Source organism: Meiothermus sp., from assembly GCF_037443965.1.
Lineage (GTDB): Bacteria > Deinococcota > Deinococci > Deinococcales > Thermaceae > Meiothermus.
The window spans coordinates 16,344-41,379 of record NZ_JBBINI010000004.1 but is presented as its reverse complement, the minus strand read 5'-3'; the positions used below and the strand labels follow the sequence as shown (position 1 = coordinate 41,379).

At 60.0% G+C, this 25,036-nt stretch carries 26 protein-coding genes and 1 tRNA gene; 22 read left to right on the top strand and 5 right to left on the bottom strand.

From position 1 onward, the window contains the following. Positions 1-80: 80 nt before the first annotated feature. A complete protein-coding gene (locus WKI89_RS03330) occupies positions 81-512 on the bottom strand; it encodes a hypothetical protein (RefSeq protein WP_337867807.1) in 432 nt (143 codons plus the stop codon). A gap of 773 nt (positions 513-1,285) precedes the next feature. Between WKI89_RS03330 and WKI89_RS03325 the strand changes: the two genes are divergently transcribed. Next, complete coding sequence (locus tag WKI89_RS03325) at positions 1,286-1,816, top strand: dihydrofolate reductase family protein (protein ID WP_337867806.1); 531 nt, start codon at positions 1,286-1,288, stop codon at positions 1,814-1,816. A gap of 353 nt (positions 1,817-2,169) precedes the next feature. Here WKI89_RS03325 and WKI89_RS03320 read toward each other — a convergent pair whose 3' ends face one another. Further along, a complete protein-coding gene (locus WKI89_RS03320) occupies positions 2,170-2,412 on the bottom strand; it encodes a hypothetical protein (RefSeq protein WP_337867805.1) in 243 nt (80 codons plus the stop codon). A 36-nt stretch (positions 2,413-2,448) separates the two neighbouring features. Continuing rightward, positions 2,449-3,222, bottom strand: coding sequence for a methyltransferase domain-containing protein (locus tag WKI89_RS03315; RefSeq protein ID WP_337867804.1), 774 nt, complete (start codon positions 3,220-3,222; stop codon positions 2,449-2,451). Between the two features lie 344 nt (positions 3,223-3,566). Here WKI89_RS03315 and WKI89_RS03310 point away from each other — a divergent pair, with 344 nt between their 5' ends. The 15 genes from WKI89_RS03310 to WKI89_RS03240 all read left to right on the top strand — a co-directional run bounded on the left by WKI89_RS03310 (position 3,567) and on the right by WKI89_RS03240 (position 17,952). Further along, a complete protein-coding gene (locus tag WKI89_RS03310; RefSeq protein ID WP_337867803.1) occupies positions 3,567-4,073 on the top strand; it encodes a GspH/FimT family pseudopilin in 507 nt (168 codons plus the stop codon). An 8-nt stretch (positions 4,074-4,081) separates the two neighbouring features. Then, positions 4,082-4,528, top strand: coding sequence for a type II secretion system protein (locus tag WKI89_RS03305; RefSeq protein ID WP_337867802.1), 447 nt, complete (start codon positions 4,082-4,084; stop codon positions 4,526-4,528). Positions 4,529-4,537: 9 nt separating this feature from the next. Next, entirely contained in the window at positions 4,538-5,215 is a 678-nt protein-coding gene (locus WKI89_RS03300) for a prepilin-type N-terminal cleavage/methylation domain-containing protein (RefSeq protein WP_337867801.1), read from the top strand. Next, entirely contained in the window at positions 5,215-6,885 is a 1,671-nt protein-coding gene (locus WKI89_RS03295) for a pilus assembly PilX N-terminal domain-containing protein (protein ID WP_337867800.1), read from the top strand. Before WKI89_RS03300 ends, WKI89_RS03295 begins: the two co-directional genes overlap by 1 nt. Before the next feature lie 143 nt (positions 6,886-7,028). Next, complete coding sequence (locus WKI89_RS03290) at positions 7,029-8,018, top strand: ATP-binding protein (RefSeq protein WP_337867799.1); 990 nt, start codon at positions 7,029-7,031, stop codon at positions 8,016-8,018. Positions 8,019-8,362: 344 nt separating this feature from the next. Further along, complete coding sequence (locus tag WKI89_RS03285) at positions 8,363-10,606, top strand: hypothetical protein (RefSeq protein WP_337867798.1); 2,244 nt, start codon at positions 8,363-8,365, stop codon at positions 10,604-10,606. Between the two features lie 5 nt (positions 10,607-10,611). Then, positions 10,612-10,947, top strand: a complete 336-nt coding sequence (locus tag WKI89_RS03280; protein WP_337867797.1) for a hypothetical protein — start codon at positions 10,612-10,614, stop codon at positions 10,945-10,947. Next, the gene (locus WKI89_RS03275; protein ID WP_337867796.1) at positions 10,944-11,369 is read left to right on the top strand and encodes a prepilin-type N-terminal cleavage/methylation domain-containing protein; all 426 of its coding nucleotides are present in this window, start codon (positions 10,944-10,946) and stop codon (positions 11,367-11,369) included. Before WKI89_RS03280 ends, WKI89_RS03275 begins: the two co-directional genes overlap by 4 nt. Beyond that, entirely contained in the window at positions 11,369-11,809 is a 441-nt protein-coding gene (locus WKI89_RS03270; RefSeq protein WP_337867795.1) for a prepilin-type N-terminal cleavage/methylation domain-containing protein, read from the top strand. The genes WKI89_RS03275 and WKI89_RS03270 overlap by 1 nt, the downstream gene beginning before the upstream one ends. Before the next feature lie 12 nt (positions 11,810-11,821). After that, positions 11,822-12,604, top strand: a complete 783-nt coding sequence (locus WKI89_RS03265; RefSeq protein ID WP_337867794.1) for a prepilin-type N-terminal cleavage/methylation domain-containing protein — start codon at positions 11,822-11,824, stop codon at positions 12,602-12,604. An 876-nt stretch (positions 12,605-13,480) separates the two neighbouring features. Beyond that, positions 13,481-14,065: a response regulator transcription factor gene (locus WKI89_RS03260; protein ID WP_337867793.1), complete on the top strand. Its 585-nt coding sequence runs from the start codon at positions 13,481-13,483 to the stop codon at positions 14,063-14,065. A 103-nt stretch (positions 14,066-14,168) separates the two neighbouring features. Beyond that, positions 14,169-16,316, top strand: a complete 2,148-nt coding sequence (locus WKI89_RS03255) for a pilus assembly PilX N-terminal domain-containing protein (protein ID WP_337867792.1) — start codon at positions 14,169-14,171, stop codon at positions 16,314-16,316. Continuing rightward, positions 16,313-16,765: a prepilin-type N-terminal cleavage/methylation domain-containing protein gene (locus WKI89_RS03250; protein ID WP_337867791.1), complete on the top strand. Its 453-nt coding sequence runs from the start codon at positions 16,313-16,315 to the stop codon at positions 16,763-16,765. Before WKI89_RS03255 ends, WKI89_RS03250 begins: the two co-directional genes overlap by 4 nt. After that, on the top strand, positions 16,755-17,129 hold the full coding sequence (locus tag WKI89_RS03245; protein ID WP_337867790.1) for a prepilin-type N-terminal cleavage/methylation domain-containing protein: 375 nt from the start codon (positions 16,755-16,757) through the stop codon (positions 17,127-17,129). The genes WKI89_RS03250 and WKI89_RS03245 overlap by 11 nt, the downstream gene beginning before the upstream one ends. Positions 17,130-17,136: 7 nt before the next feature. Next, a complete protein-coding gene (locus tag WKI89_RS03240) occupies positions 17,137-17,952 on the top strand; it encodes a type II secretion system protein (protein ID WP_337867789.1) in 816 nt (271 codons plus the stop codon). A gap of 15 nt (positions 17,953-17,967) precedes the next feature. Here the strand turns inward: WKI89_RS03240 and lepA are convergent, their stop codons facing one another. Continuing rightward, on the bottom strand, positions 17,968-19,767 hold the full coding sequence (lepA, locus tag WKI89_RS03235; RefSeq protein WP_337867788.1) for a translation elongation factor 4: 1,800 nt from the start codon (positions 19,765-19,767) through the stop codon (positions 17,968-17,970). Between the two features lie 87 nt (positions 19,768-19,854). Between lepA and WKI89_RS03230 the strand changes: the two genes are divergently transcribed. From WKI89_RS03230 to WKI89_RS03210, 5 genes are all read left to right on the top strand, one after another. Beyond that, positions 19,855-20,091 (top strand): hypothetical protein, encoded by a 237-nt coding sequence (locus WKI89_RS03230; protein ID WP_337867787.1) that lies wholly within the window; start codon positions 19,855-19,857, stop codon positions 20,089-20,091. Beyond that, positions 20,085-20,435 carry a type II toxin-antitoxin system PemK/MazF family toxin gene (locus tag WKI89_RS03225; protein ID WP_337867786.1) on the top strand — a complete coding sequence of 117 codons (351 nt, stop codon included), beginning with the start codon at positions 20,085-20,087 and terminating at the stop codon, positions 20,433-20,435. The genes WKI89_RS03230 and WKI89_RS03225 overlap by 7 nt, the downstream gene beginning before the upstream one ends. Positions 20,436-20,499: 64 nt before the next feature. Then, positions 20,500-21,339 (top strand): ABC transporter substrate-binding protein, encoded by an 840-nt coding sequence (locus WKI89_RS03220; protein WP_337867785.1) that lies wholly within the window; start codon positions 20,500-20,502, stop codon positions 21,337-21,339. A gap of 180 nt (positions 21,340-21,519) precedes the next feature. After that, positions 21,520-22,638 carry an amino acid ABC transporter permease gene (locus WKI89_RS03215; protein ID WP_337867920.1) on the top strand — a complete coding sequence of 373 codons (1,119 nt, stop codon included), beginning with the start codon at positions 21,520-21,522 and terminating at the stop codon, positions 22,636-22,638. Positions 22,639-22,670: 32 nt separating this feature from the next. Then, positions 22,671-23,414, top strand: a complete 744-nt coding sequence (locus WKI89_RS03210) for an amino acid ABC transporter ATP-binding protein (RefSeq protein ID WP_337867784.1) — start codon at positions 22,671-22,673, stop codon at positions 23,412-23,414. A 33-nt stretch (positions 23,415-23,447) separates the two neighbouring features. Here WKI89_RS03210 and WKI89_RS03205 read toward each other — a convergent pair. Further along, positions 23,448-23,523: transfer RNA gene (locus tag WKI89_RS03205), tRNA-Asn, on the bottom strand. A 151-nt stretch (positions 23,524-23,674) separates the two neighbouring features. Between WKI89_RS03205 and dnaB the strand changes: the two genes are divergently transcribed. Then, the gene (gene dnaB, locus WKI89_RS03200; RefSeq protein WP_337867783.1) at positions 23,675-25,027 is read left to right on the top strand and encodes a replicative DNA helicase; all 1,353 of its coding nucleotides are present in this window, start codon (positions 23,675-23,677) and stop codon (positions 25,025-25,027) included. Positions 25,028-25,036 lie beyond the last annotated feature (9 nt).

The window sequence follows — 25,036 nt, the reverse complement described above, 5'->3', positions numbered from 1 at the left end:
TCTATAAATGGCTGATTTTTTCAAGGTTTTTCCCCGTTTTTCGATGCTGCTTCCATTGATCTTGGACTGATTTTACGCAGTCAGGCCGCGATCTGTGCTAGAGGGGATAGATCGGGGGTGATGCTGTAGGAGATGAGCTTACGGCGGTGCTGGTAGAAGGTCATGGTCTGCTTGGGTCGTGTGCGGTTGAACTCGATGAGGGCGTAAGCGAGGAAGCCCAGGGCCAGATGGGCGGCGAGCCGGTCGCGCTTGTGGTGGCGGTGGCCCTGCCAGCCGAGTTCCTGCTGGAGCCCACGGAAGAGCTCCTCAGTGTTGGGGCGGAGCTTGTAGGCGGCGAGGATCTGCTCCTTGGAGAGTCGGACGGCGTTGGTAGCAAGGTAGAAGTTACCCCGAGGCAGAACCTTGACCAGAAAGCCAAGACCTTTGAGTTTGCCCAGAAGGGCGGGCCATGGTGTTTGAGCTGGCGGCTGTCCAGCAGTCGGTTTTTGCGTAGTCTGGTGACGAAAGACCACCCGAGTCCATGAACCCTGCTCAAAAGCGTTCTGGAGGCGTACCAGGCATCAAACAGCACGTATTCCGGCTTGAACCCTTGCCTTGCGGCCCACTCCAGCAAATCCAGGGCTAGAACCCCCTTACCTTTGGCCGCATCGTCGCCCCAGCAGACCCGAAAGGCTAGCGGCAGCCGGATCAGCCCGTCCGTCCACAGCAACGCCACCACGCTGAACCCCCGCACATACGGCCCCGTCGAGCTGTCCTTGATCCTGGGCAAGTTCAACAAGCCTGGCTGCCAGGGGGCGATCACCACATCGTCAATCACCAGACTCCCCCGACCCAGCCCGCCCAGCAACCTCAGCACCAGCAGACAACAACCAAAATACTGCTCAAGTCCCACCTCTAAAGCTCGGTAAATGCCGTCATGGGCGTACTTGCATCCTTCCGCCATCCCCAAGCAGCTCCGCGCATCTGCCGCCTTCATCATCGCCGCTACAGCTTTCATCATCGGGCGTGGTAGATTCATCTCGGGCCTCCTGTGTCCGCAGGAAGCCCTATTTTATGCCCATAAACTCCTACCGCGTATGATCAGATGTAATGTAGATTATGATTACTTGGAACTACGGGTTAAATGACGAACCCTGGTGGCCTCGCGCGCCGAGTTTCGGAATGGAGGAGTTTTTGGGTGAATAAAACTTTGGTGGTCTATTAGCATTCGTCACTTCAGCATAACTCCTCTCAAGAGAGTGTTATACCGCACCAGCGGTATAACTACGTGAGGAAAGGGAGTGGTATGGCTAAACTCGTGTTCGGAATGAACCAGTCCCTGGACGGCTACGTCGACCATATGGCGTTTGCACCAAGCCCCACGCTCTTCCGCTACTTCATCGAGGAAGCTCAGGGGCAGGCGGGCAGTGTCTACGGTCGCCGGATGTATGAGGTCATGCGGTACTGGGACGACGATCACCCGGAATGGGATGCAGAGGAACACGCCTTCGCGGCGGCGTGGCGGAACCAGCCGAAATGGGTCGTCTCGCGCTCGTTGAAGTCGGTTGGCCCCAACGCCAGGCTTATTGAGGATGATCTTGAGGGCGCGATCCGCGAGCTGAAGGCCAAGCGCGACGGGGAGATCGAAGTTGCTGGCCCGACCTTGGCGCAAAGCCTCACCGAACTTGGCCTGATCGATGAGTATCGAATCTACCTGCACCCCGTCGTGCTTGGTCACGGCAAGCCATATTTCGCCGGACCCCGGCCACCGCTCCACCTTGTAGCTAATGATCGGATTGACGAGGATGTGATCAGGTTGATCTACGTTCCTTCCTAGTCCGGGTTGGCTGCTTGCAGTTAAGGTTCTTTGGGGCATCGGCCCTGTAGTGTAGGGGGTGCGGCCTAACACGGCTTGCAGGCGACTCCGCTGCGCTCGCTTCGCGGAGCGCCTGAAGCCCACCGTTAGGCCACGCTTGAAGGTACCTTGTGCCTGGCAACATTTCCCCAAGACTGCTGGAAGTTGTGGAGTCCCTGCCCCTCAAGCGCGGGCTTAGGGTCCTGGAGATTGGTTGCGGGCCCGGTGTCGCGGCTCGTGCGGTCGCTGAGCGCATTGGCAGTGGGCATGTGCTGGGTATAGATCGCTCTGCGAAGGCTATTGCGCAAGCCATCTCGGGCTCCCAGGCGCTGATTTCAACAGGTGTCCTGAGCTTCCGGCAGGTCGCAATCGAAGACTTCGTGCTCCAGCCCGGCGAGCGGCTGTATGATTTGGCCTTCGCGGTGCGCGTCGGCGTCCTGGATGAACGGCACCCGGAGAAGCAACAGGTTGCGCTCGCTCGGATCCGAGCCGCGCTTCGAAAGGGTGGCCCGCTCTTCATAGATGGCGGTGACCCGCTTCGTGAGATCCTTCTTGGCGTGGTCTAACAATTCGTCCAAGCCGACGCCGCTTCGCGGCGCGGCTGAACCCGACCGTTATTCCTTTCCAACCCGCCTGAGCTGCACCAAAAATGCCGTGTGCCCCACCTGCTGAAACTTGGGGTGGGCGATGGGGGGTCGCACATCCCACTCCCGGTGCTGCACCTCCAGGGTGCGCTCGAGCAAAAAAGGCAGTTGTAGGGTTTTGAGCTGCTCGAGCAGCGTAATTACTTGAGTCAGGTTGGGCAGGTAGCAGACTAAGAAGCGGTCTGGCTTGAGGGCAGGGGTGAGGGCCGGGAGCACCGTCCAGGGTTCCATGAGGTCCAGCGCGATGCCATCGAAAGAATCGGGTTGCAACTGGGCCTGGCCGACATCGGCTTCTACCCAGCTTACGATGCCCCAATCCTCAAATTCACTCAGGTTGCGTTTAGCCCGCTCGAGGTGTCGAGGGCGGGATTCGTAGCTCCAGACCCGGCCTGTGGGCCCCACCGCCCGCGCCAGGTACAGGGTCAGGCCACCCGAGCCCGAGCCTGCTTCCAGCACCCGCATCCCTGGGGCCAGGTCGAGCAAAAAGCAGATGGTGGCGGCGTCTTTGGGGTAAGTGGGGGTGGCCTCGCGGGGCATCTGGAGCACGTAGTCTTCCAGGGTGGGGTGGTGGATGCTGAAGCGTTCGCCTTGGGGGGTGGCCACAAACTGGCCGGCCCCGGCCTGCACGATGGCCTCGTGGCGGATGGAGCCCCGGTGGTAGTTGAACAGGCCCCCTTCTTGCAAACGAAACATATACACCCGGCCCCGCCGGTCTTGCAGCAGGGCCCAGTCGCCGTAGTTCATGGGGTTTAGCGTAGCGGCTGAGTGGGGGTGCCTGTCAAACTTGCAGCAGGCTAAGCGGTTATTTCACGGGCCCTCCAGCACCCCTAAATGGGGGGTTGTTTAATTAATTTCGCATGTGCCTGTTGTAAAAAAGTTGCTTTGCTGCACAAGTCAATCTTCATTAATCTGACCGTTACTTGGCGTTACCATACAACCAAGTTTCTAGTTCATAGGTCACCATAAGCTCTTCCTCTGGCTTCTACGATGCACCCAGTGAGCCAAACACTGGACGTGCAGAGTACGAGATCTTCCGCCAATACTGCCCATAACCCAAACATACTCGCTATGTCCAGGCAAGGGGTCTTATGAAACGAGCCAGCGGCCTGAGCGTGATCGAACTGATCGTGGTGACTGTGATACTGGGCATTTTGATTGCCCTGGGGGGCGGGTGGTTTAGCTCCGATCGGATGCGGGTCAATCAAGCGGCCCAGGTGTTGAGTGCCGATGTGTCTCGAGCCCGTCTGGAAGCACTCCGACGCAATGTGCCGGTAGGGCTTCGTTTCAGTTTTGCCAGTGGAACCAACCGCTACGAAATTGTGGCCGACACAAACCAAAACGGCCTCGACAACAGCGACCCTGTCATTAGCCGTACCGAGTTTGGGGCCGGGGAGTGGGGCCGGGTACAGGGCAGCTTGGTGCAGTGTACCGCTGCCGACGTAGCAGCTTCGAGCAGCGCCGAAGTGGTTTTCGATGCTCGAGGGGTTTACCAGCTCGCTACCAGCCGCAGCGTGCAACTTTCCATCGGCTCCTATAGCCGTTTTGTCAACATCAACCAGCAAGGCCGGGCCCAGATTCGCACGGCCTGTCCATAGGAGTGCATATGCAGAATCGAGGTATCACACTGGTAGAACTGCTGATTGCCCTGGCTGTGATGGCCGTGGCGTTTGGGGTGCTGGTGTTTTCGCAAGTTACCAACTACCAGGCGACCGCCAGGGCCGGGGTGGTGAGTCAGGTCAAAGATACCGCTACCCAGATTCTCGAGAACCAGGTGGGGGTGGTACTGGCCAACTTTACCCGCTACTACAACGGCTGCCCCACTGGCAACGAAACCGCAAGCAACTTTGTCTGCTCAGGCACCGGATTCATCATCAACAGCGGTATTGACGAAGGTCTGGATGGCGAAGGGCAAATTTTGATCCAATCTTCGGCAGCCAGCCAGGGCATCACCATCAACCTAGCTACCAAGGTTTCGTGCTACGACAGCTTTGCTTCGCGTACCGCCGCCATCGGGGCCGGTAGCCTCGAGCCGTGCCCACAGGTCAACTAGGAGAGGGTTATGAGAGCTAAAGGTTTATCCATCCTCGAGCTGATGGTGGTATTGACAATTTTCAGTGCGGTGCTGGCCATTGCGACACGCTTCTTTGCTGGCCAATCGCAGGACACCCGCATTATTCAGGAGCGCAACGAGGTACAAGACCGCGCCCGGCTGGTCTTGCAGATGGTGAGCCAGGATTTGATTCTGGCGGGCTCGAGCCGCTTCATTCGCAACAACGAGGTGCGTTTTGACGCTGCCAACTGGGTTTCCTGTGCACCCGGAACCCCCTGCCTCACGGGCACCGACAACACCAGCAACGACACCTTTGTGACCCGCTACCACACCAGCCTCTACCCAAGCGGCCAGGAATGCCGCTCCATCGGCTATAGCTTTAGTGGCACCACCCTGTTCCGGGCGGATGTGCCTTGTAGCCAGGCGCCCACCAACAACATTGCTGCTAGTAGCTACCGTGAGTTCGCCACCCACATCACCCAGCTCAATATTCGCTATGTCTGCGGCGATTCGGCGGCCACCGAAGTAGGGCTGCCCAGTGGCTGCATTACCGTTGCGAACCCCACCGAGCGTTTTGTGCGGGCTGCCCTGGTCACCGTTACGGCGGTCTCGCCCCAGAATACCTACACCTACACCATCGCCCAGCGGGTACCTATCCGCAACCTGAAAACCGACGAGGTGCTGTGATGCGACAACCCCAAGGAATTGCCCTGGTCGTTACGCTGGCCATCCTGGTCGCGGTGGGGCTGCTGGCTTTTGCCTCCTCGGTTACCACCATGATCAGCCAGTGGAGCGCCCGCAACGAGCGGGGCGCCACCGAAGCCTACTATGTGGCCGAAACCGGCCTGCAACAGTGGAAAACCCGATTGTTCCAGGCTTATCGCTGGCAGCTTTACCAGACGGTGAGCAATGCGGGTGGAAACCGTGTTCCCACCCGCAGCGAGTGCGGCAACGTCCTGGCCGGCGGGGTGGACTGGAACCGCAACGGAACCATCGAAACCAACGAAACCCTGCCCACCACCCGCACCGGTAGCGTACACATGGGTTCCAGCACCGGCACCTATACCATTACGGTAGCCCAGGACCCCACCCGCTCCCGCTTTATGCTGGTGCGCTCGGTGGGCCGGTTCAATGGTTCCCAGGCCATTGCCCAGGCCACCTTCGACCTCTCCAACACCGGCCCCTGGAACTATGCCATCTTTAGTGGGCGTGGTTCAGCCAACCGCCACCTCAACGGCGGGGCCCTCATACGTGGGGGGCTCTATGTGCAAGGCCAGAGCAGCGACCCCGACCGGGTTGTAATTGACTCCAACGGTAACTTCCGCATGGAGAACGAATACAATTACACCACCGACAGCGTGTTCGGCAGCCGCCTCAATACCGACATGCGCAGCCTCTCCAACCTCTGCGCGACGCTGCGGGTGCAGTACGGGCGCGTGGAAGTGGGCGGCAGCTCCGAGTACGGCGATCCCAGCAACCCCCTGCTGGGCGCTTATGTGGGGGACGCAGCCAGTGACATCTTCGGTAATACCTCCAATGTTTGCCAGTCCAACCGGGGTATTTGCACCGACGACCGGGGTGCTTTTGACCTTCCTCCCGCTCTGGCGCCCCGCTTCCCCGAGTTCAACACCACCCCCTGCACCAGCGACCCCAGCCGAACCTGGGCGGCCTGCGTGCGCGATGAGGCGGCGGCTCGAGGCCTTCGGATTACCAGTGCGGCTGTTCTTTTCCCTACGGGCGCAGTTCCAACCAGCCCGCTGTCGTGCGTGTTGGGCAACCTGCTAAGTGGGGGTGAGCTGCGTTTTGGAAGTACCAGCGTGGACTGCCGCTATAGCCTGAGCGGCAAGACCGGCGGTTTCCGTTACATAAGCGGCAATCCGGGTACGCTGGAGATTTATGGAACCCTGCACACCAGCGGAATTAACGTGAGATTCAGCAATGCCGTAAACTACCGGGCTTTCGACTTCACCGACCCCACCGAGCGCAATGCCTCCATCTTTGTTGAGGGTGGCAGCATTACCCTAAACGGTGACCTTCTGCCCGACGCCAGCTCGGCCACCTTCCCCAACCAGGTGCTGGGGCTGCTGGCCCAGAACAACATCGAGCAACTCACCAACAATACCATGGGCATCTTCTACGCGGGGGGCCGCTTCCGCACCCAGCGCGATCAGCGCACCCTGGGCACGGTGGTGACCAACGAGTTCTGCACCACCAGTGCCGGTGGTAGCCAGTGCAACGCCGGGCAACGGGCCGAAGTAACCTACGTCCCGACCATGGGCAACATCCCGGTAGCGGCTCAAATTCCCGAAGACACCATCATCGCCTCCTTCAAGATCATGTCCTACGAGCGCCGCTAAAGCGAGGGTCGCGCTTATCGTTTTTGGGGTTGGTAGTGCAATCTGTGGTTTAACTGAACCCCCACCTGGAATGTGGGGTTTTTGTTTGGGTCGAAGAGAATGTAAAACCAGAACCCGAGTCGGCGGATCGGTAGACTGAGGCCATGCCGCTCAAGCATCAACTGGCCTGGGTCATTGGTTTACTGGCTTTCGTTCCAAACCTGGTGATTGTGGTGACCTTCTGGGTCTCGGCCCGCGAGCAGCCTTTGCAGACCTCGCTTTTTTTGCTGATCTGGGTGCTGGTGCTGGCCCTGATTGCCGCCGGTGTGGGTTACATCTTGGCCAACACCCTCCTGCGCCCCATGGACGAGCTCACCCGTGGCCTGTACTACTTGCGTGGAGCCAATCGCACCCTGGCCGAACTATCGCTGCCCTCACCCAAACAACGCCCGCCTGCCGAGATTGGACAACTGCGCGAGGGCTTCGAGGAGGTGCTCGATCACCTGCGAGAACTGTTGGAAGCCCGCGAGGCCACCTACGCCGCCCTAACCCACGACCTCAAAACCCCCCTGTTGGCCAGCCTGCGGGCGCTGGAATACCTGGAAGAAGCCGACAAGATCGGGCCAGAGAAGCGCAAGGAGATGTTGCGTACCCTGCAGGAAGAATTGAGCCGTAGCTATTTGCTGGTAGAGAATCTGCTCACGGCCAGCCGCCTCGAGGCCCAGCGCATCCAGCCGGAAAACCTCAACCTGCGCTCGATTCTGGAAGACTTCCGCCTGCGCTACGCCCAGCAAGCCCAGAAGCGCGGCCTGCGCTTGGAGATTGAGTGCGCTGGACAGGTCCGCGCCGAGCGACTCTTGCTCGAGCGGGCGCTGGCCAACCTGGTCGAGAATGCCCTGCGGCATGCCCAAAGCCGGGTGGTATTGCGGGCAGGAGATGGTTGGCTCGAGGTTGAAGACGACGGGCCGGGGTTGCCCGACCGCCTCGAGGCCCTTTCCCAGCCTTTCCGCAGCCAGCGCCTGCACGGGGTGCGGGCGGGCAGTGCGGGGCTGGGGCTATATGTGGCCCGGCGGGTGGCCGAGGTACACGGCGGGCAGCTAGAAAGCCTGGCCTTGCCGGGGCAGGGAACCCGGCTGCGCATTAGGGTGTCATAAAGCCAGAGCCGTTCCCACGAACACCTTTACAACAGTTTTTATGGCACTGGATCAATTGTGCTGCATGTTGGGTCGAGTAACGGAGGGAACTGCGATCGAATCAAGAATCCTTCTTTGTAAATGGTTGCTCTAAACAGGATTGGATTGTGATATTTGACCACGGGCGACGGGGGTCTTGGAAAGAAGCAGATAACCCTCTCGGACACGAATAAATGTTCACTAACAACAGTCTGAGACGATGTATTAACAACTTATTAACGTAACGCCGAAGCCCCCAAATGGGGGTGTAGCGACTGGTTGGGTCTGTGCACACTGGTTAATCAGGAAATTAGCGAGGAGCTGCCATGAACCCTGATCAAACCAACCCCTTCTCCCCAAAAGGAATCGCGCTTGTTACCGTGTTGGTAGCGGTGGTGATCGTAGTTGCGATTTTCACCACCCTCAGTGCAAGTGTGCTCAGTGAGCTGCGCAATGGTCGTACCGTAAGCATCCGAGATGAGCTGGCCCAGTCTGCCGATGGACTCTCGGAACGTGCCCGGCTGCAATTGGTGCTGGATTACCGGAGCCGGGGTATCGGCGTACCGGCCTATATTGCCCAGGTCAGCGAAAACCCCACCACCACCACGGTGGATCTGGGCAACGGAATTACTGGGCGCTGGCGGGTGGTGGGAGTTTCTGGGGTGAGTGCGGAGTATGGCTGGATTGAGGTGGCCTCCACCGCCAGCCGGGGCAATGAGAGTCAGACCGTGGTGCGACGGGTCAGCTTTGGGCAAAACGACGTGTTCAAACTGGCCATGCTGTCCGAAACCACCAACTGCATGTACTGCCATTTGCGGGTCAACGGAGATGTGGGAGCTTTGTTCCACCACCGACCTGGCTGGGGAAGCGAGGGAGTTAGAGGGCAGGGTTCGGGTGCTAACGAGGGTGGCTCGGTTATTCGGGGCAATCTGTATGCCGCTCGTACCATCACCAACGACGACACGCCCCGCAACGCTCAAGGGGCTCTGACACGTGGTAACCACTCGGCCAATGGAACGGGTACGCTCAATGCCTATCGCATCAATGGCTCACTGGTGACGGGCGATGTGGAATCGAACTCCACCAACTCGGCCCTGCCCCAAGACACCGATGGAGACGGTATTCCCGATTTCCCCCCCATTAAGCGCGCGGTGGCCCTGGCCAGTGCCAATGGCAGCCTTAGTGGTGGCATCATTGTGGCGCTGAACTCCAACCAGGTTCTCAACTCCACCACCCTTACCGCTGGCCAAGTAGGCAACATTAGCCGAACCCACAACGGCAACCTGGTGCTGATTGGCACCCCCAGCAATCCCATCGTGTTGGACAAAGATATATATGTGAGCGGGGATGTGGTGATCAAGGGGGTGGTGCGGGGGCGTGGTGCAATCTACACCGGACGCAACCTCTACATTGCGGGCAACGTAACCTACCAGAACCCGCCCTCCAAACCAGGGCAAGGGATCTGTACCGGCGTAACCGACCCCAACCAATGCGCCCGGCTCAACATTGCCAACGGGCGGGATGAGCTGCGCTTAGCGGCGCGGGGTAACACTGTTGTGGGCGACTATACCGAACGTGATGCTAGTGGAAACCTGTTGCCCTACGACCTGCGCCAATCTTCCGACTTCTACCGGGCCCAGTTTGGCTTCTGGGGTGGCAACCGCTACTACGACACCCAGAACGGCGATGAGCTGGTGCTGCGAGGCGGACGCTACTACAATGTCGAAGGCGAGGAAATTACTGCCAGCCGTGTTGTAACCCGTGCCGCCGACCAATCCAACCCCAGCCAGGATGCTTATTCGTACAGCTTCCGCCCCGGTTCAGTGGATACCTCTGGCAATTTCAACGCTTGGATTTCCGATGATTTTTATCGGAACATCTTGCTGGGCACCACCAACCTCACCTACAACACCTGGCGCTGGGGATTTCCCAGCCCCAGTGGAACTACCGCGCAGCGCAGAACCAACCGGGACAACATCCGCAATCAACTTGTCGCAGCCCGGATTCCTTCCAACGCGGCCTTAGCGATTGCGTGCAGGCTGGCGGGGATTTCAGGTACCAGCAATGGCTGCCCCTCCTCCATACCTGGCGCCAATGGGGGACAGGATCTTCGAGACAACTCGGGCAACGTAATTGGCTACTTCCACATTCAACATGGAACCACCTTGCGGGTGGTGCGTGACCAGCCGCTTTCCTACGAAACCCAGGTGACCCGTGTGGATGCTTTCCTCTACAGCAACTACCGCATCGCCGGCAAGACCAGCATGCTGGGTACAGCCATGAACGGGGGTTTGATTGCCAAGGAACTGGGCATCCTGGCCCCTGGACGCTACAAGGGGTGGTGGAAGAGCAGCCGCTATAACTTCCTTTCCAGCCCTACCGATGACAGGCGCGAGTGCAATCGCCCAGGTCAGGTGTATTGGGTTGCGGATACCGAGGACTGTGCCCTGACGGTCAACTATGATTACCGCTTGCGTAACGGGGGCTACGGCTTCAATTTAGTGGTGGGCAACCCCGGACAAACGGTTTCCTGGCGACTGAGTGCTGATCCCAGCGAAAGGGTAAGGTGAGACCCATGCCCCGTTGGCTGATAGCTGTTGTGCTGCTGGGAATAGGAGGCTACCTAATCTGGATGCTGTGGCCCAGGAGCCAGGCCACCAGGCCTGTTTCCGCCCCTGCCGCCGTGACCATACAGGAAGCCTTACCGGTGCAAATCACTGCCGGCAAGCCTATGAGCAGCCTAGCGCTGGAGGAAATCCGACCCGAGATGGTGAGCTATATGACCCAGCAAAATGGTAGATGGGTGCTGAGCTTTCAGGATGGCAGCAAGCGCGAAGTATATCCATTTGAAATCAACCAGTTACCCGAGCAGCTAAAGTTTCAAATGGGCTATCAACGGGGTGGGTCGTGAGACTGGGGTTTACCCTGCTCGAGATGCTGGTTGTGCTGGCTGTGCTGGCCATCCTGGGGGTACTGGCTATAGCCAACTTGAATGCCTACGTGCAGAGCAGCCGACTTAACCAGGCCCGGCAGGAGGTGGCCGAAGCTCTGCGTGCGGTAGGAAACCGTGCACTGACTGAAAGCCGGGGGTATACCGTAACCCTCACCACCGGCACAGCCAGTCGCCTCGAGTGGGCCAACTCGGATGGGAACGTGGGTAGTTTGCTTATTCCAAATGGAGTTCAGATTGTTTCGCTGACACCCACGGGTTCGACCATTCAATATGCAGGTCGGGGTTTCCCCATCAACCAGTACCGCATTGGCTTGCAGCTCGGCTCGAGGCCTGTACGGGAGGTGGTGCTCTTGCCCACCGGAAAGGTGGTGACTCCCTGATGGAACCTAACCACAAGTGGAAGGGCTTTACCCTGGTGGAAGTATTGGTTGCGCTGGCGGTTCTGACCATTGTGTTGGGGATAGTGGCAGCTAGTATTGGCTCGAGCCTCCAGATCAGCCGACAAAGCCGTATCAATGCTTTTGCATCGGAGTATGTGCAAAGCGTGGCCGAGCGTTACCGTGCTCATTGGAGCATTCCGGCCAACTACACAGCAGGTTCGACGCCGCCCGATTTGGCTGCACTCGCCAGCAAGCTCGCATCAGCTAACCTTACTGCTACCATCAACGCTACACAGGTGATCAACCCCGACGGCACGGCGTTTACCGGCACCGGTCAACCGCCTCTTCGGCGTATTGTGGTGGAGGTGCGGCAGGGCTCCAATACCCGTGCTCGTCTAGTAACCGATATCGGCAACCCGCAGTCTACGGGGTTGCGCTAAGTGGAGTCTTCGATGGATACAAGGCACATCAAGTACCTAGACTCCAAGGGTATCTCCTTGGTGGAGTTATTGGTTGCCATGGCGGTGTTGGCCCTGATTTTGAGCCTGTCGAGCCGTCTAATCTTTCAAAACCAGGACATCACCACCCGCCAAGTGCTGGCAGGGCGGGTCAATGAGGATGCGCGCCTAGCCATCTTGCGCATCAGCGATGTGGTCTCACAAGCCAGTTATATCTTTCCGAATAATGCCACCATCACCGTGCAAACGGGCGCAACCACCACCGCTGTGGTCACGGGCGACGATGCTCTGGCAGTTCTGGTTCCCCCCCGAACCGCCTACTGCCCCCTGACCACGACCCAGTACTGTGGTTTTCTGTACCGCCTCGAGGCCCGTGCGCCCTATGCCACCGATTTAGGCAATACCCCCGGCAACAGCGGGTGGGTGTTGGTGGAATACCAGGCCAGGGGATTGACTTGGAATGCCAACACCAACCCTTCCAGTGTGGCCAGCAACTGGGCCTCGGCGAGCTTTAGTTCACGCGGCGTAGTGGTAGATTCAGTGACCGATAATGATACCGATCTGAGCCTCCTTGCGTTCGCAGGCATAACAAGCGAAGTAGACCGAATACTAGCCATCCCGACCAGCACCGTTAGCGTGAGCCTAAACAGTACCAATGCCCTAATCGGATCGGTGCGGGTTAGAATCGGCATTGCGTATTCCAATGGCCTACAGGCTACTCGACAGTCCGACATTCTGGCCAGGGGAATACCCAGAGCAGTTCCACCTGGCAATTGACCGTTGAAGGTATTTAGAGCGGCCTTCAGAAAAAGGGCACAATCTTATACCATTTCCGCTTGAATCCTTCACCGTTGGACGCAGTCAGAGGTGAAGGATGCAAGCCGACCGAAGGGAGTAGAAAAGCATTTCGGTAGTATCGTTTAGGCTTGCCGAAGTGAACGATACTGCCGAAATGCGTATTAGTCATGAGAAGTGCTTTCCCAGGCTTATCGCGCGTTTCACAAACGCTGCCGCCCGGCGAAAACGAGAATGCGTCTGCTTGGGAATGGCGTAAGCTATTGCCACTATGTGGCGAACCTACAGGGGGTGGCGTAAGCCATTGCCACTATGTGGCTAACCTAGCCCAGACCTACGCAGACCAGCGTGCCACCCCGCTTCGCGGCGAAGAAAGCGTCACACCGAGCTGAGACACGTCTCTGGTCTCTTCTCATTTTCGAAACTCGAACCCCAAGCACCCGTGGGCCGCGCCCGGCCCAGGCTTGGGTGCGCAACATGCGTCTAGGCCCAGACGCATCTCGTTTTCGTGCGGCGGCAAAAATAGCGAAGGCCGCGATAGGGGGATCTGATAGCATTGTCCAACTTGACACTTCTGTAAATCATTATAGGTGTTGCTGAGCCGCACTCAGCTTGCTACCGTTCGCAAGCAGGTGCTTTTGGGTTGGTGGCTTGCTTCGGAGTTTGACAAACGGACTATGGCGCAGCTTAATGGCATTAGTCTTGAGCCTGTGATACCATTTCCGCTTGAATCCTTCACCGTTGGACGCAGTTAGAGGTGAAGGATGCAAGCCGACCGAAGGGAGTAGAAAAGCATTTCGGTAGTATCGTTTAGGCTTGCCGAAGTGAACGATACTGCCGAAATGCGTATGAGATACCATGAGACTCCTTATCGCCGACGACCACCCCCTGTTTCGTGTGGGCCTGCGGGCTGCCCTCGAGCGCGAAGGCTTCGAGGTGGTGGGGGAGGCCAGCGATGGTCAGGAAGCCCTGAGCCTAAGCTTGCAACTGGTACCGGATGTAGTGGTGTTGGATGTGCGGATGCCGCACATGGATGGCATTACGGCAGCCCGGCTGTTGCGTGAACAGCGTTATAGGGGCCTGATTACCCTGCTCACCACCTTCAACGAGCCGGTTTTGGTGCAGCAGGCTGCCCTGGCTGGGGCCGACGCCTACTGGTCCAAAGAGCTGCCCCCCGAGGCCCTGGCCGAGCGGCTGCGCAGGCTTAGCCTGGGGCAAGAACCCCGCTTGCGGGCCCCCGAACTGCCCAAACTGACTGCCCGCGAGCAAGAAGTGTTGCAGTGGATGGCCCAGGGGCTCTCCACCAAAGAAATCGCCCGCCATCTGCACATCTCGCCCGAAACCGTCAAGGATCACCTGGTACGGCTCTACGAGAAACTCGAGGCCCGCAACCGTGTGGAGGCGCTCGAGCGGGCCCGCAGCCTTGGGCTACTGAGTATTTGATGTGTCTTGCTGGATAAACGCCCCAGTACCCCCAAATGGGGGTGTTACAATGCGAGGTAATTGCAAATTATTCAAGTAGGTTTATAAGGTTTGGGGGACTTTCATGCCAAATACCAAAGGAATTACCCTGGTTTCAACGCTGGTTTTCATGTTCATCGTCATTATTTTGGTCAGCATTTCGACGCTTACCTCGCTCTCCAACCGCCGCAACGCCCAGGATGCCCTGCGCACCTCCCAGGCCCAGTTTGCTGCCGAGGCGGGGCTCGAGCGGGCCGTGGGTCGGCTATGGCACCAGGTGCTGGCCCGTGCTTCCTCTCCCAGCGTAACGGCCTATGGCATCGAGTTAGACCGGATGGGCCTGACCAACGGCGCCACCATTTCCAGCCTGTTTGGCGACCCGCAAAGCCTGGGGGATGGCTCTACTTTTGTGGTACAGGTCTTACGGCAAGACGATACCAGCACCGACCCCGATGCCATCGTGCTGACCGTAACCTCCACCGGCACCCTGGCCGATGGAACCACCCGGCGTCTGCGGCAGGTTTTCCGGGTAGACCGGGCTTTCTTCCCGTTCGACTATGCCCTTCTGACCAACAATGCCGAGTGCATTTTCTGCCACCTGGACGTAAAAAGCCTGGATGCTTTGCGGGGTAACCCCAACCCCAGCGACCCCAGTACCTGGTGGCGGCGGGCCAAGGTGGGGGTGCTGGAAAGCCTGATCATGCGCGACGACGAAGAAGCGGGCGTGGTGCACGGCTCGCTGGTAGCCAGGGGTACTGTCAGCCAGCAATACAGCGGCACCATCGGCCCCTCCAATCGCTACCGCACCACCATGAACCCGGGCGATGCCCGTATTCGCTCCACCACCCAGATCAGTGTCACACCTGCCGACTGCTCAACCCCTAGCAACTGCACCACGCCGCAGAACCTGTACTACAACTACCCCGATGCCAACAACCTGGCGGCTTTTGGCAACCGCTACCCCGACGGCGAACTGCCCGATCGTTTTCCCCTGCCCATTCCCGACACCAACAACAACCGGCTCATTGACGATGCCGAGTGGAATGCCGAGGTGAGCTCGAGCCTGGCCGGAACCAACGAGAGCTACAGTGCGGGCACCCTCACGGCGGCCATGAGCATCAACCCCAGCGGCAGCATCGCCTGGCCGGGCGGGGGCTCGGTGCAGACCCAGACCTCGGCCAACCTGGGCCAAAGCCCGAGCAATGTGATTCTGGACGGCTCGGTCACGCCCATCAACTTGAGCGGTACAGTTTTTATCAATGGGGATGTGGTCATCCGGGGCCGCGTGCGCGGCACCGGCACCATTCTGGCCCGCGGCAACGTGTACGTGATGGGCGACCTGACCTACGATTGCGGTACGGGAAGCACCCTAGCGGCCTGTGATTACAGTACCCCCAACCGCTTGCCCCAGCTCAACGTGATTGCGGGCGGTAATACTGTGGTGGGCGACTACATGACCATTGATACCTTCAACAACATTCCCAGCCGCGACAATGTGGACATGCTCAGCACCAGCCGCAACCAGCAAACCATGAGCTTTTGCCGGGCCAACCCCACCAACCAGGCCTGCTCCCAGATCCGCTCTCAGCCTTGGGTTACAAGTAACCCAATAGGTCCCAGCCAGCGGCCCAACCTAGCCCTCACCGAGATTGCCAACTTCAACCGGCGGGAGCTGCAACGCTACCTGCGCGACAGTAGCTACCGGCCACGTCTATATACCTTCGGGGAAAACGAGATTTATTTCTCCACCGGCTGCAGCCACGATCCGCAAAACTATGCCAGCTACAGCACCATAAGGGATGGCGCTCGAGTCTCCTTTTGCCGGGGTGACACGATACTAAGCACCACTGCCCTCACGGCAGCCCAGGCCAGCAGCATTCTGGCCCGCGCGGCCCGCTACGAGGTGACCTCGAGCACCTTCAACAACGCCACCCTCAAAAACCTCTGGGCTAGCACCATGAACGCTCGAGGTACCGGCCCACTCCGCACCGATGGGCTGCTCTACTCCGCCAATGCAATTTTTGGCCTCTCCCAGCGCAAATACCCCAAGCTCAATGGGCGTTGGGATCTGCGCGGGGCTTTGGTAGCTGCCGACACCGGGATATTTGTGCCAGGGCCTGGAGGCGGCACCTCGGGCCTAACCATCTACCACGACAACCGCCTGCGCCCCCGCATTGCCACAGGGCAGCAGGCCCAGCTCAACCGGGGCATCTGGGAAGTGGTGGGGCAGTGAAAGGGTTGGTCAAACGCGGCGTGAGCCTGGTGGAGTTTTTGATTGTGCTGGTCGTGTTGGGCATCCTGCTAGGGGTGGGCTTTGTCTCGCTGCGTTCTTACCAGCAAAGCCTGGTCATCCGCGAGGCGGCGGCGCAGGTTGCCACCGAACTTCAAACTATCCGCCAGCAGGCCCGTCGTCAGTCGCTCAACTTCGCTTTCGAAGCTACGCCTGGCGGCGACACCTACCGTGTTGGCCGGGAAGACAGCCTGGCTACCCTTCCTTTCAAAACGCTGCCGGATAACGTGCGCTTCGCAGGAACGGTGGGAGGTAGCACTGTAACCTTTCGCGCGCCCTACGGGGATGTGCTGGTGTCGGACCAGGGCTTTTTGCTGGAAGGCCCTGGGGGTCGCCGGCTCAACGTGTACGTGGTGGGCCGTACCGGAAAGGTGGTAGTCCGTGCGCCGTAGCGGTTTCTCTTTTGTGGAGGTGATGGTGGCCCTGGCCATCCTTTCCATCACCATTGTGATCCTGAGTTACTTCGGCTCGAGCTTTACTCTCACCCGCAATGCCCAGGTAGATACCCAGGCCCAGGCTTTTGCCCGCAGCTACTTTGACAACGTGCGGGCCAGTTGGTCCACCCGCGCGGCCTACAACGCGGCCGTGCTGCCAACGGTAACCCCTCCCCGTGGGTTCAGCAACCCTACCCCAACCCTCGCTACGGTTCAAACCGTGGGCACCCAGGTGGTGGTGCGCCGGGTGACAATCCAGTTCACCGGACCGCAAAACCGCACCTACCGCTTCGCTACCGAGGTAGCTCTGCCGCCCCTGTAGAGGTACCATGCGCAACCACGGCATTACCCTCATCGAGATGCTGATTGCCGCCTTAATCGGCGTGGCCATTCTGGCCCTGATTGCTAGCGGTCTGCGCAGTGGTACAGACAGCCTGCGCTTCGTACAGAACTCCCAACTGCTGACCGAAGACCTCCGCGCCGCGGGCAACCTGGTTAGCGACTATCTATCCACTGCCGCCTTCGTCTACCCACCGGGAACCACCCTGACCATCGGCAGCGCCGGTGGCTACACGGTGCGCAACCAACGAACCAACAACAACACCTGGCAGATTGGTCGGGACCCGGCGGTGGCCATGCTGAGGCCCGTCAATCCCAGTGCGGGAGAGTTCAGGTTCGTTATGGTTTATGCCTTACCCAGGGGCTGGGTCACCAGCCGTGCCAGCGGCGCAGCTAACCCCGGCCTTGATCCGCAGAACAACGACAAGTGGCTGCTGTACATATACGAAGATTCCTTCGCAACAAGCGGTGTGGCCCTGCCCAACGGCCTTCCCCAGACCATCCCCACCGTATTCGGTGACTCCAGCGGACGACTGCTGGCCGACTACGTGCAGCCGGGCGGTTTTGTGGTCAGCTACCCCGACTGTCTGGGATTCGACGAGGAGGGCATCGCCACCCTGATCGCTTGCCCTGCTGCGCCCCCCAGTCCCCTGCAAGCAGCCAGTAGCGCTGCTCGGGTTGTTTTTTCCTTGCAGGGGGAGATCCGCCAGGGCGGACGCGATTCGCGGGTGCCTGCCAATCCCCTGAGCTTCCAGGCCGCGCCCCGCAACCTGGCCAAACGGCTTTCAGATATCACCCGCAACTAGCAGCAACCCTACGCCTTATTCCCGCCCGGCCGACAGCACCGCCAGGAAAGCCTCCTGCGGCACGTCCACCTTGCCGATGGCCTTCATGCGCTTTTTGCCTTCCTTTTGCTTTTCCAATAGCTTTTTCTTGCGGGTGATGTCGCCACCGTAGCACTTGGCCAGCACATCCTTGCGCAAGGCCTTGACGGTGGCACGGGCAATAATCTTGCCCCCAATGGCCGCCTGGATGGGCACTGCGAACTGCTGGCGAGGAATGACCTCACCAAGCTTGTCCACAATCTCGCGCCCGATGCCATAGGCTTTGTCTTTGTGCGAGATAAAAGCCAGAGCGTCCACCGGCTCCTCGTTGACCAGGATGCTCACCTTGACCAGCTCGCCCTCCTGGTAGCCGATCTGCTCGTAATCCATCGAGGCATAGCCCCGGCTGATGGACTTTAGGCGGTCGTGGAAGTCGTACAAGATTTCGCCGAAGGGTACCTCGTACACCAGCTCCACCCGTTTGCCGATGTAGTGCATATTGCCCATCTTGCCGCGCTTTTCCTGCAAAAGCTGCATGATGGAGCCCACATATTCCTCGGGGGTGTAGACCGTGAGCTTGACGTACGGCTCGTAGATGGCCTCGATTTTGTCGGGGTTGGGCAGCTCGGAGGGGTTGTGAATCTCGATTTCCTCGCCGCTGGTGAGCTTGACCCGATAAATCACGCTGGGGGCGGTGGAGATGAGGTCGAGGTCGAACTCGCGCTCGAGCCGCTCCTGCACAATCTCGGCGTGCAAGAGCCCCAGGAAGCCACAGCGAAAGCCAAAGCCCAGCGCCTCGGAGGTCTCGGGCTCAAACGAAAGTGCCGCATCGTTGAGCTTGAGCTTCTCCAGGGCCTCGCGCAGCCGGTTGTACTCCTGGGTGTCGGTGGGGTAGAGGCCAGCAAACACCACCGGTTTGGCCGGTTGGAAGCCTGGATAGGGGGCCTGGCAGGGGTTCTGGGCCGAGGTGATGGTATCGCCTACCTGGGCATCGCCAATCTCGCGGATGGCGGCGGTAATCCAGCCCACCTCGCCGGGGCCGAACTGGGTCACCGGTTCCAATGCGCCAGGCCGAAAGACCCCCACCTTGTCCACCTCAAACTCCTTGCCCGTAGACCAGATACGGATTTTGTCGCCGGGCTGGATGCGGCCGTCCATCACCCGCACGTAGGGAATCACCCCCTGGTAGGCATCGAAGATGGAGTCGAAGATCAGGGCCTGGGTGGGGTTGGTGGGCCGGCCCTTAGGTGCAGGGATGCGCCTCACGATGGCTTCTAGGATGTCTTCCACCCCCTGCCCGGTCTTGCCCGAGGCAAATACACAGTCATCGGCGGGAATCCCCAGCACTTCCTCCACTTCCAGGGCGACCTCCAAAGGCTGGGCGCCGGGCAGGTCAATCTTGTTGATCACCGGGATGATGGTGTGCTCGTGCTCCATGGCCAGGTAGAAGTTGGCAATGGTCTGGGCCTCCACCCCCTGCGAGGCATCCACCACCAGCAACACCCCTTCCACCGCGGCCAGGGCCCGGCTCACCTCGTAGCCGAAGTCCACGTGGCCGGGGGTATCGATCAGATTGAAGATGTAGGTCTCCCCGGCTTTGCTCTGGTAAAACAGCCGCACTGCGCTGGCCTTGATGGTGATGCCGCGCTCGCGCTCGAGCTCCAGCGAGTCCAAAAACTGCTCGCGCATCTGGCGATCCGAGACCGCTTTGGTCATCTGGAGAATGCGGTCGGCCAGCGTAGACTTGCCGTGGTCTACGTGCGCGATGATGGAAAAATTGCGAATCCTCTCCTGCACAGCCTACCCATTGTAGCCGATGCGGTGGGAAAGTCTGTAATCACAGCGGGCGCTTGAGTCGGGGTATAACCAAGTTATACTCATGCCATGAAGACGGCCATCTCCCTGCCCGACCAGACCTTCCAGGAGGCCGAGAAGCTGGCCCGACGCCTGCGCATTTCGCGCAGCGAGCTGTATGCCCGCGCCCTCGAGCACTTCTTGCGCGTACACTCTGAACAGGCCGAGATCGAGGCTTTCAACCGTGTTTACGGCGAGGCGAACAGTCATCTTGACCCTGTCCTGCGGCGTGCAGCCAAGCGCCGCCTCGAGGCCAGCGAGTGGTAGAGGTACGGCGGGGTCAGATCTGGTGGGCCGACCTCGGCGAACCGGAAGGCTCGGGGCCGGGTTTGCGCTATCCGGTGTTGGTTGTTCAACGGGACACCGCCAATCGAAGCCGCCTGGCCACCACCATTGCGGCGGTCATAACCTCCAACCTGGCTTTGCGCCAGGCTCCGGGCAATGTGCTGCTGGCCTCGAGCGAGTCGGGCCTGAACCGGGACGCGGTCATCAACGTCTCGCAGTTGCTCACCCTTGACAAGAACGACCTCGAGGGTTATGTGGGCCTGGTGCCGCTCGAGGTGATGTCCCAGGTGGACGACGGCCTGCGGTTCATACTCGCCCTGCATTGACGCCCCCTTTGGGGTTCTGTAAAGTTGAGCAGAACGCATAGACCGGGTAGCTAAGGAGGTTTCCATGAAAAAAATCGGGATTCTAGGACTGGCGGTTCTGGCCTCGCTGGGGATGGCCCAGACCAAGATTGGCAACTGCGAGGTCACCGGCCCCAAGGGCCAGTTCCCCATCCGCCCGGCGGTGGCCGGCCAGCTCACGGTGCAGACCAACCTGCCGGGGCCGGGTTTCTGGAACGGTGACAGCCCCGCCACCATCAAGGACGGCTTCGAGTACTGCCTGGCCGCCAACATCGCCCACCGTGCGGGGCTGGACAAGGTAGTGGTGCAGAACGTAGCCTGGGATGCCCTGATTGCCGGCCAGACCCGCAACTTCGACTTTGCCCTCTCGCAGATCACCATCACCGAGGCCCGCAAGCGGGTGGTGGACTTCTCGAGGCCCTACTTCTCCTCGGATATCGGCGTGCTGGTGCGGACAGCCGACAAAGCCAAGTTCAACGCACCGGCCAGCCTCAAGACGGCCCGCTTGGGCGTGCAACAGGCCACCACGGCGGCCAAGTTCCTGAGCGAGACCCTCAAGCACCCCCAGAACCTGACCCGGGTCTTCCCGGATGTGGCTGCGGGTTTCACGGCCCTGCGGGCCGGGCAGATTGATGCCTTCGTCATTGATACCTCCATCGTGCTCTCGGAGGCGGCCAAGTCGGGTGGGGCGCTGGCGGTGGTGGGCCAGTTCAAGACCGGCGAGAACTACGGGGCGCTTTTTGCCAAGGGCAACGCCAACCGGGCCCAGATTGACAAGATCATGGAAGCCCTGGAGAAAGACGGAACCCTCACCAAGCTGGCCCAGACCTACCTGGCCAAGGAATGGGGGGTTGACCCCACCACCGTGCCGGTTTGGAAACCCTGATCTCTGGGGGCTGCCAACAGGGGCGCAAAAGGACGCGCCCCTGGTTTTTTCGGTACAATCGCTAATACCAGATTCGGGTAATCCGTTGCCGAATGGTGATGGATTGCCCCGACCGAAGGGAGTGCTCTTGGATTCAAAAAGATAGCCACCTGAAGTTTTTTGACTGTCTTTTTGAATCCGGTGATATCCATGATGGAGTCGGGTTCGAATTCCAGGGAAGCACGCCGGCGTACCCCCACACCCCCCAGGGATGGTTTCAGGTTTGCGTTGGGTGCGCTGGTACTGGCGCTTTTGCTGATTGTAGCTACAGCGGCGGTTATGTGGGGGGTCAAGCAGACCATGACCGCCAACAACTTCCGGGCGCTGTGGGCCGATGGCGTGCTGGTGCTGCTGACCCTGGTTCCGCTGGGGTTGCTGCGCCCGGCCAGCCGCAGTTTGCAGGAGTCGCGCGCGGCCCGGCTGGCCTTGCAGAGCGAAAACCTGATTGCGGCCAGGGTACACAGCTCCGAAGCCCATACCTGGGCCTGGTTCACCCTGGGCTATGCCGGGGCGCTGGTCTTGTTTTTGTTGTTTGTGCTGTTTTTTATCGCCAACAATGTGGCGGTTGGGCGCACCTTCTTCCAGCTCGAGCTCATCCGCAACTCCTTTGGCCTCATTTTGCAGGCCTTCTGGGTGAATGTGGTCATCTTCTTGTTTGCCGGGGTTTTTTCCCTGATCTGGGGCCTGGTGGTGGCCATCGCCAAGCTGCTGCCCGGCAAACCGGCCCAGCCCATCCGTTTTATCGCGACCTTCTACACCGATGCTTTTTTGAGCCTGCCCTCCATCATCGTGATCTACCTGATCGGGTTTGGCCTGCCCCTCACCGGCATTGGTTTTTTCCGCAACCTGCCCTTGGAGGCCCTGGCGGTGCTGGCCCTGACCCTGACCTACGGGGCCTACATGGCCGAGGTCTACCGGGCTGGCCTCGAGAGCATCCACCCCAGCCAGTGGGCGGCGGCCCGCAGCCTGGGCCTTTCCTACGGGCAGACCCTGCGCTTTGTGGTGGTGCCCCAGGCGGTGCGGCGCATCGTCCCGCCCCTGCTCAACAACTTTATCGGGATGCAGAAAGACACCGCCCTGGTGAACGTGGTGGGGGTGATTGACGCCTTCAACCAGGCCCGCATCATCGCCTCCAACGACTTCAACCTGTCGGCGGTGACCACCGTGGCCATTCTATTTATCCTGATTACCATCCCCCAGACCCGCCTGGTAGATCGGCTGGTCGAGCGCGACCGGGCCCGCTTCAGGCAAGGGTCGTAGCCGGGTAGCCTGCTGGCCCAGGGAGAAGACCTATGAGCTTTTTGAAAATCCGCAACGTGCACAAGCGCTTTGGCGCCAACGAGGTGCTGCGCGGCATCAACCTGACGGTGGAGGAGCACCAGGTGGTCTGCCTGATTGGGCCTTCGGGCTGTGGCAAGTCCACGCTGCTGCGCTGCATCAATGGCCTCGAGGAAATCCAGGCGGGCGAGATTCGCCTGCACGGCGACCGCATCACCGGGCCAGGGGTAGACCTCAACGCCCTGCGCCGCGATGTGGGGATCGTCTTCCAGAGCTTTAACCTCTTCCCCCACATGACCGTGCTGCAAAACATCACCCTGGCCCCCACCCAGGTGCTGCGGATGCCCGAGCCCGAAGCCCAGGCCAAAGCCCTGGCCCTCCTGAAGCGGATTGGCCTCGAGCACAAAGCCCAGGCCTACCCCGACCAGCTCTCGGGCGGGCAGCAGCAGCGCGTAGCCATCGTGCGGGCACTGGCCATGGAGCCCATGCTTTTGCTTTTGGATGAGATTACTTCGGCCCTCGACCCCGAGCTGGTCTCGGAGGTGCTCAACCTGCTGCGCGAGCTGGCCCGCGAGGGCATGACCATGATTCTGGCTACCCACGAGATGGGCTTTGCCAAGGAGGTGGCCAGCAAGGTCTGCTTCATGTACGGTGGAGTGGTGCACGAGGAAGGCCCCCCGGAGCAGATTTTTACCAACCCCCAGCACGAGCGCACCCAGCAGTTTCTGTCCAGCATCATCGAGGCGGGGCGGCTGTAAAACAGTAAAAAACCCAGGTTTCCCTGGGTTTGCTGGCTCCGCGAGCAGGGCTCGAACCTGCGACCATTCGATTAACAGTCGAACGCTCTACCAACTGAGCTATCGCGGAACGGTTCGCCAATAGCAGGTAAGAATATAGCAGAGCTTGGGGGAGTTGGCAAGCGTGGCCGGACGATTGTTGGATGGCCTTTGCCAAACCCCCCCCGGATTGAATACAGTAAGAACCTGCTGATATATCGGAAGTGGATAGGAGTATTCGTATGGCAACCATACCGCTCGAGGGCCGCGTACCCCCCCACAACCTGGATGCCGAGGCCAGCGTGCTGGGCTCGGTGCTGCTGGACAGCGAGGTGCTAGACCGGCTCGAGGGCCTGCTGGCCGCCGATGCCTTCTACAAAGAAGCCCACCGCAAAATCTGGGAGGCCATGGTGGCGCTGCGGGCCCGGCGCGACCCGGTAGACCTGGTGACGCTCTCGGAACAGCTCCGCATGACGGGAGAGCTCGAGAACGTGGGGGGACTCTCGTATCTGGTTGGGCTTTCGGAGCACACCCCCACGGCGGCCTATGCCGACTACTACGGGCGCATCGTGGCCGAAAAGTGGACGCTGCGCAAGCTGATTGCTGCGGCGGGCGAGGCCATGCGCATGGCTTACGACGAGGAGGGGAGCCTCGAGGACATTCTCGATACCGCCGGGCGCAAGGTGCTCGAGGTCTCCACCCAGGGGGCTAAGTCCGAGTTCCAGAGCATGAAGGAGCTCGTGCACGAGACCTTCGAGCACATTCAACTGCTCTACGAGAACAAAGGCCAAGTAGACGGGGTCAAGAGCGGTTTCCGCGAGCTGGATAGCATGATTGGGGGCCTTACGCCGGGCTCCCTCAACATCATTGCTGCCCGGCCCTCGATGGGGAAAACCGCGCTGGCACTGAGCATGGCGCAGAATGTGGCCCTGCGTGATGGCGGGTCGGTGGCAGTGTTTTCGCTCGAGATGCCAGCAGTTCAACTGGTCACCCGCATGCTTTGCTCCGAGGCCCGCATAGACATGAACCGACTGCGCCAGGGCCAGCTTACCGACCGCGATTTCTCCCGGCTGGTAGACGTGGCGGGCCGCATCTCCGAGGCCTCGATCCTGATAGACGATACTTCCGACATGACCCTGATGGAGCTCAGGGCTCGAGCCCGCCGCCTGCACGCCCAGCACCGGCTGGGCCTGATCGTGATTGACTACCTGCAACTGATGTCGGGCCCCAGCAGCAATAAAAACGGCGGTGAGAACCGCCAGCAGGAAATTGCCCAGATTTCCCGCGGCCTCAAAGGCTTGGCCCGCGAGCTAAACATTCCGGTGGTGGCGCTCTCGCAGCTTTCCCGTGCGGTGGAGTCGCGCCCCAACAAGCGGCCCATGCTCTCCGACCTGAGGGAGTCGGGGTCCATCGAGCAGGACGCCGACCTGGTGATGTTCATCTACCGCGACGAGTACTACAACCCGCACTCGGAGAAGGCCGGGATTGCCGAGATTATCGTGGGTAAGCAGCGCAACGGCCCCACCGGCGTGGCCGAACTGCAGTTCCACGCCCAGCATGTGCGCTTCAACGACCTGGCCAAAGACGAAATTTGAACCGGCCTC

Coding starts and splice junctions, on each gene's coding strand:
- WKI89_RS03325 (WP_337867806.1), top strand. CDS start 1,286: ATGGCTAAACTCGTGTTCGGAATGAACCAGTCCCTGGACGGCTACGTC.
- WKI89_RS03315 (WP_337867804.1), bottom strand. CDS start 3,222: ATGAACTACGGCGACTGGGCCCTGCTGCAAGACCGGCGGGGCCGGGTG.
- WKI89_RS03310 (WP_337867803.1), top strand. CDS start 3,567: ATGAAACGAGCCAGCGGCCTGAGCGTGATCGAACTGATCGTGGTGACT.
- WKI89_RS03305 (WP_337867802.1), top strand. CDS start 4,082: ATGCAGAATCGAGGTATCACACTGGTAGAACTGCTGATTGCCCTGGCT.
- WKI89_RS03300 (WP_337867801.1), top strand. CDS start 4,538: ATGAGAGCTAAAGGTTTATCCATCCTCGAGCTGATGGTGGTATTGACA.
- WKI89_RS03295 (WP_337867800.1), top strand. CDS start 5,215: ATGCGACAACCCCAAGGAATTGCCCTGGTCGTTACGCTGGCCATCCTG.
- WKI89_RS03290 (WP_337867799.1), top strand. CDS start 7,029: ATGCCGCTCAAGCATCAACTGGCCTGGGTCATTGGTTTACTGGCTTTC.
- WKI89_RS03285 (WP_337867798.1), top strand. CDS start 8,363: ATGAACCCTGATCAAACCAACCCCTTCTCCCCAAAAGGAATCGCGCTT.
- WKI89_RS03280 (WP_337867797.1), top strand. CDS start 10,612: ATGCCCCGTTGGCTGATAGCTGTTGTGCTGCTGGGAATAGGAGGCTAC.
- WKI89_RS03270 (WP_337867795.1), top strand. CDS start 11,369: ATGGAACCTAACCACAAGTGGAAGGGCTTTACCCTGGTGGAAGTATTG.
- WKI89_RS03265 (WP_337867794.1), top strand. CDS start 11,822: ATGGATACAAGGCACATCAAGTACCTAGACTCCAAGGGTATCTCCTTG.
- WKI89_RS03260 (WP_337867793.1), top strand. CDS start 13,481: ATGAGACTCCTTATCGCCGACGACCACCCCCTGTTTCGTGTGGGCCTG.
- WKI89_RS03255 (WP_337867792.1), top strand. CDS start 14,169: ATGCCAAATACCAAAGGAATTACCCTGGTTTCAACGCTGGTTTTCATG.
- WKI89_RS03240 (WP_337867789.1), top strand. CDS start 17,137: ATGCGCAACCACGGCATTACCCTCATCGAGATGCTGATTGCCGCCTTA.
- WKI89_RS03230 (WP_337867787.1), top strand. CDS start 19,855: ATGAAGACGGCCATCTCCCTGCCCGACCAGACCTTCCAGGAGGCCGAG.
- WKI89_RS03220 (WP_337867785.1), top strand. CDS start 20,500: ATGAAAAAAATCGGGATTCTAGGACTGGCGGTTCTGGCCTCGCTGGGG.
- WKI89_RS03210 (WP_337867784.1), top strand. CDS start 22,671: ATGAGCTTTTTGAAAATCCGCAACGTGCACAAGCGCTTTGGCGCCAAC.
- dnaB (WP_337867783.1), top strand. CDS start 23,675: ATGGCAACCATACCGCTCGAGGGCCGCGTACCCCCCCACAACCTGGAT.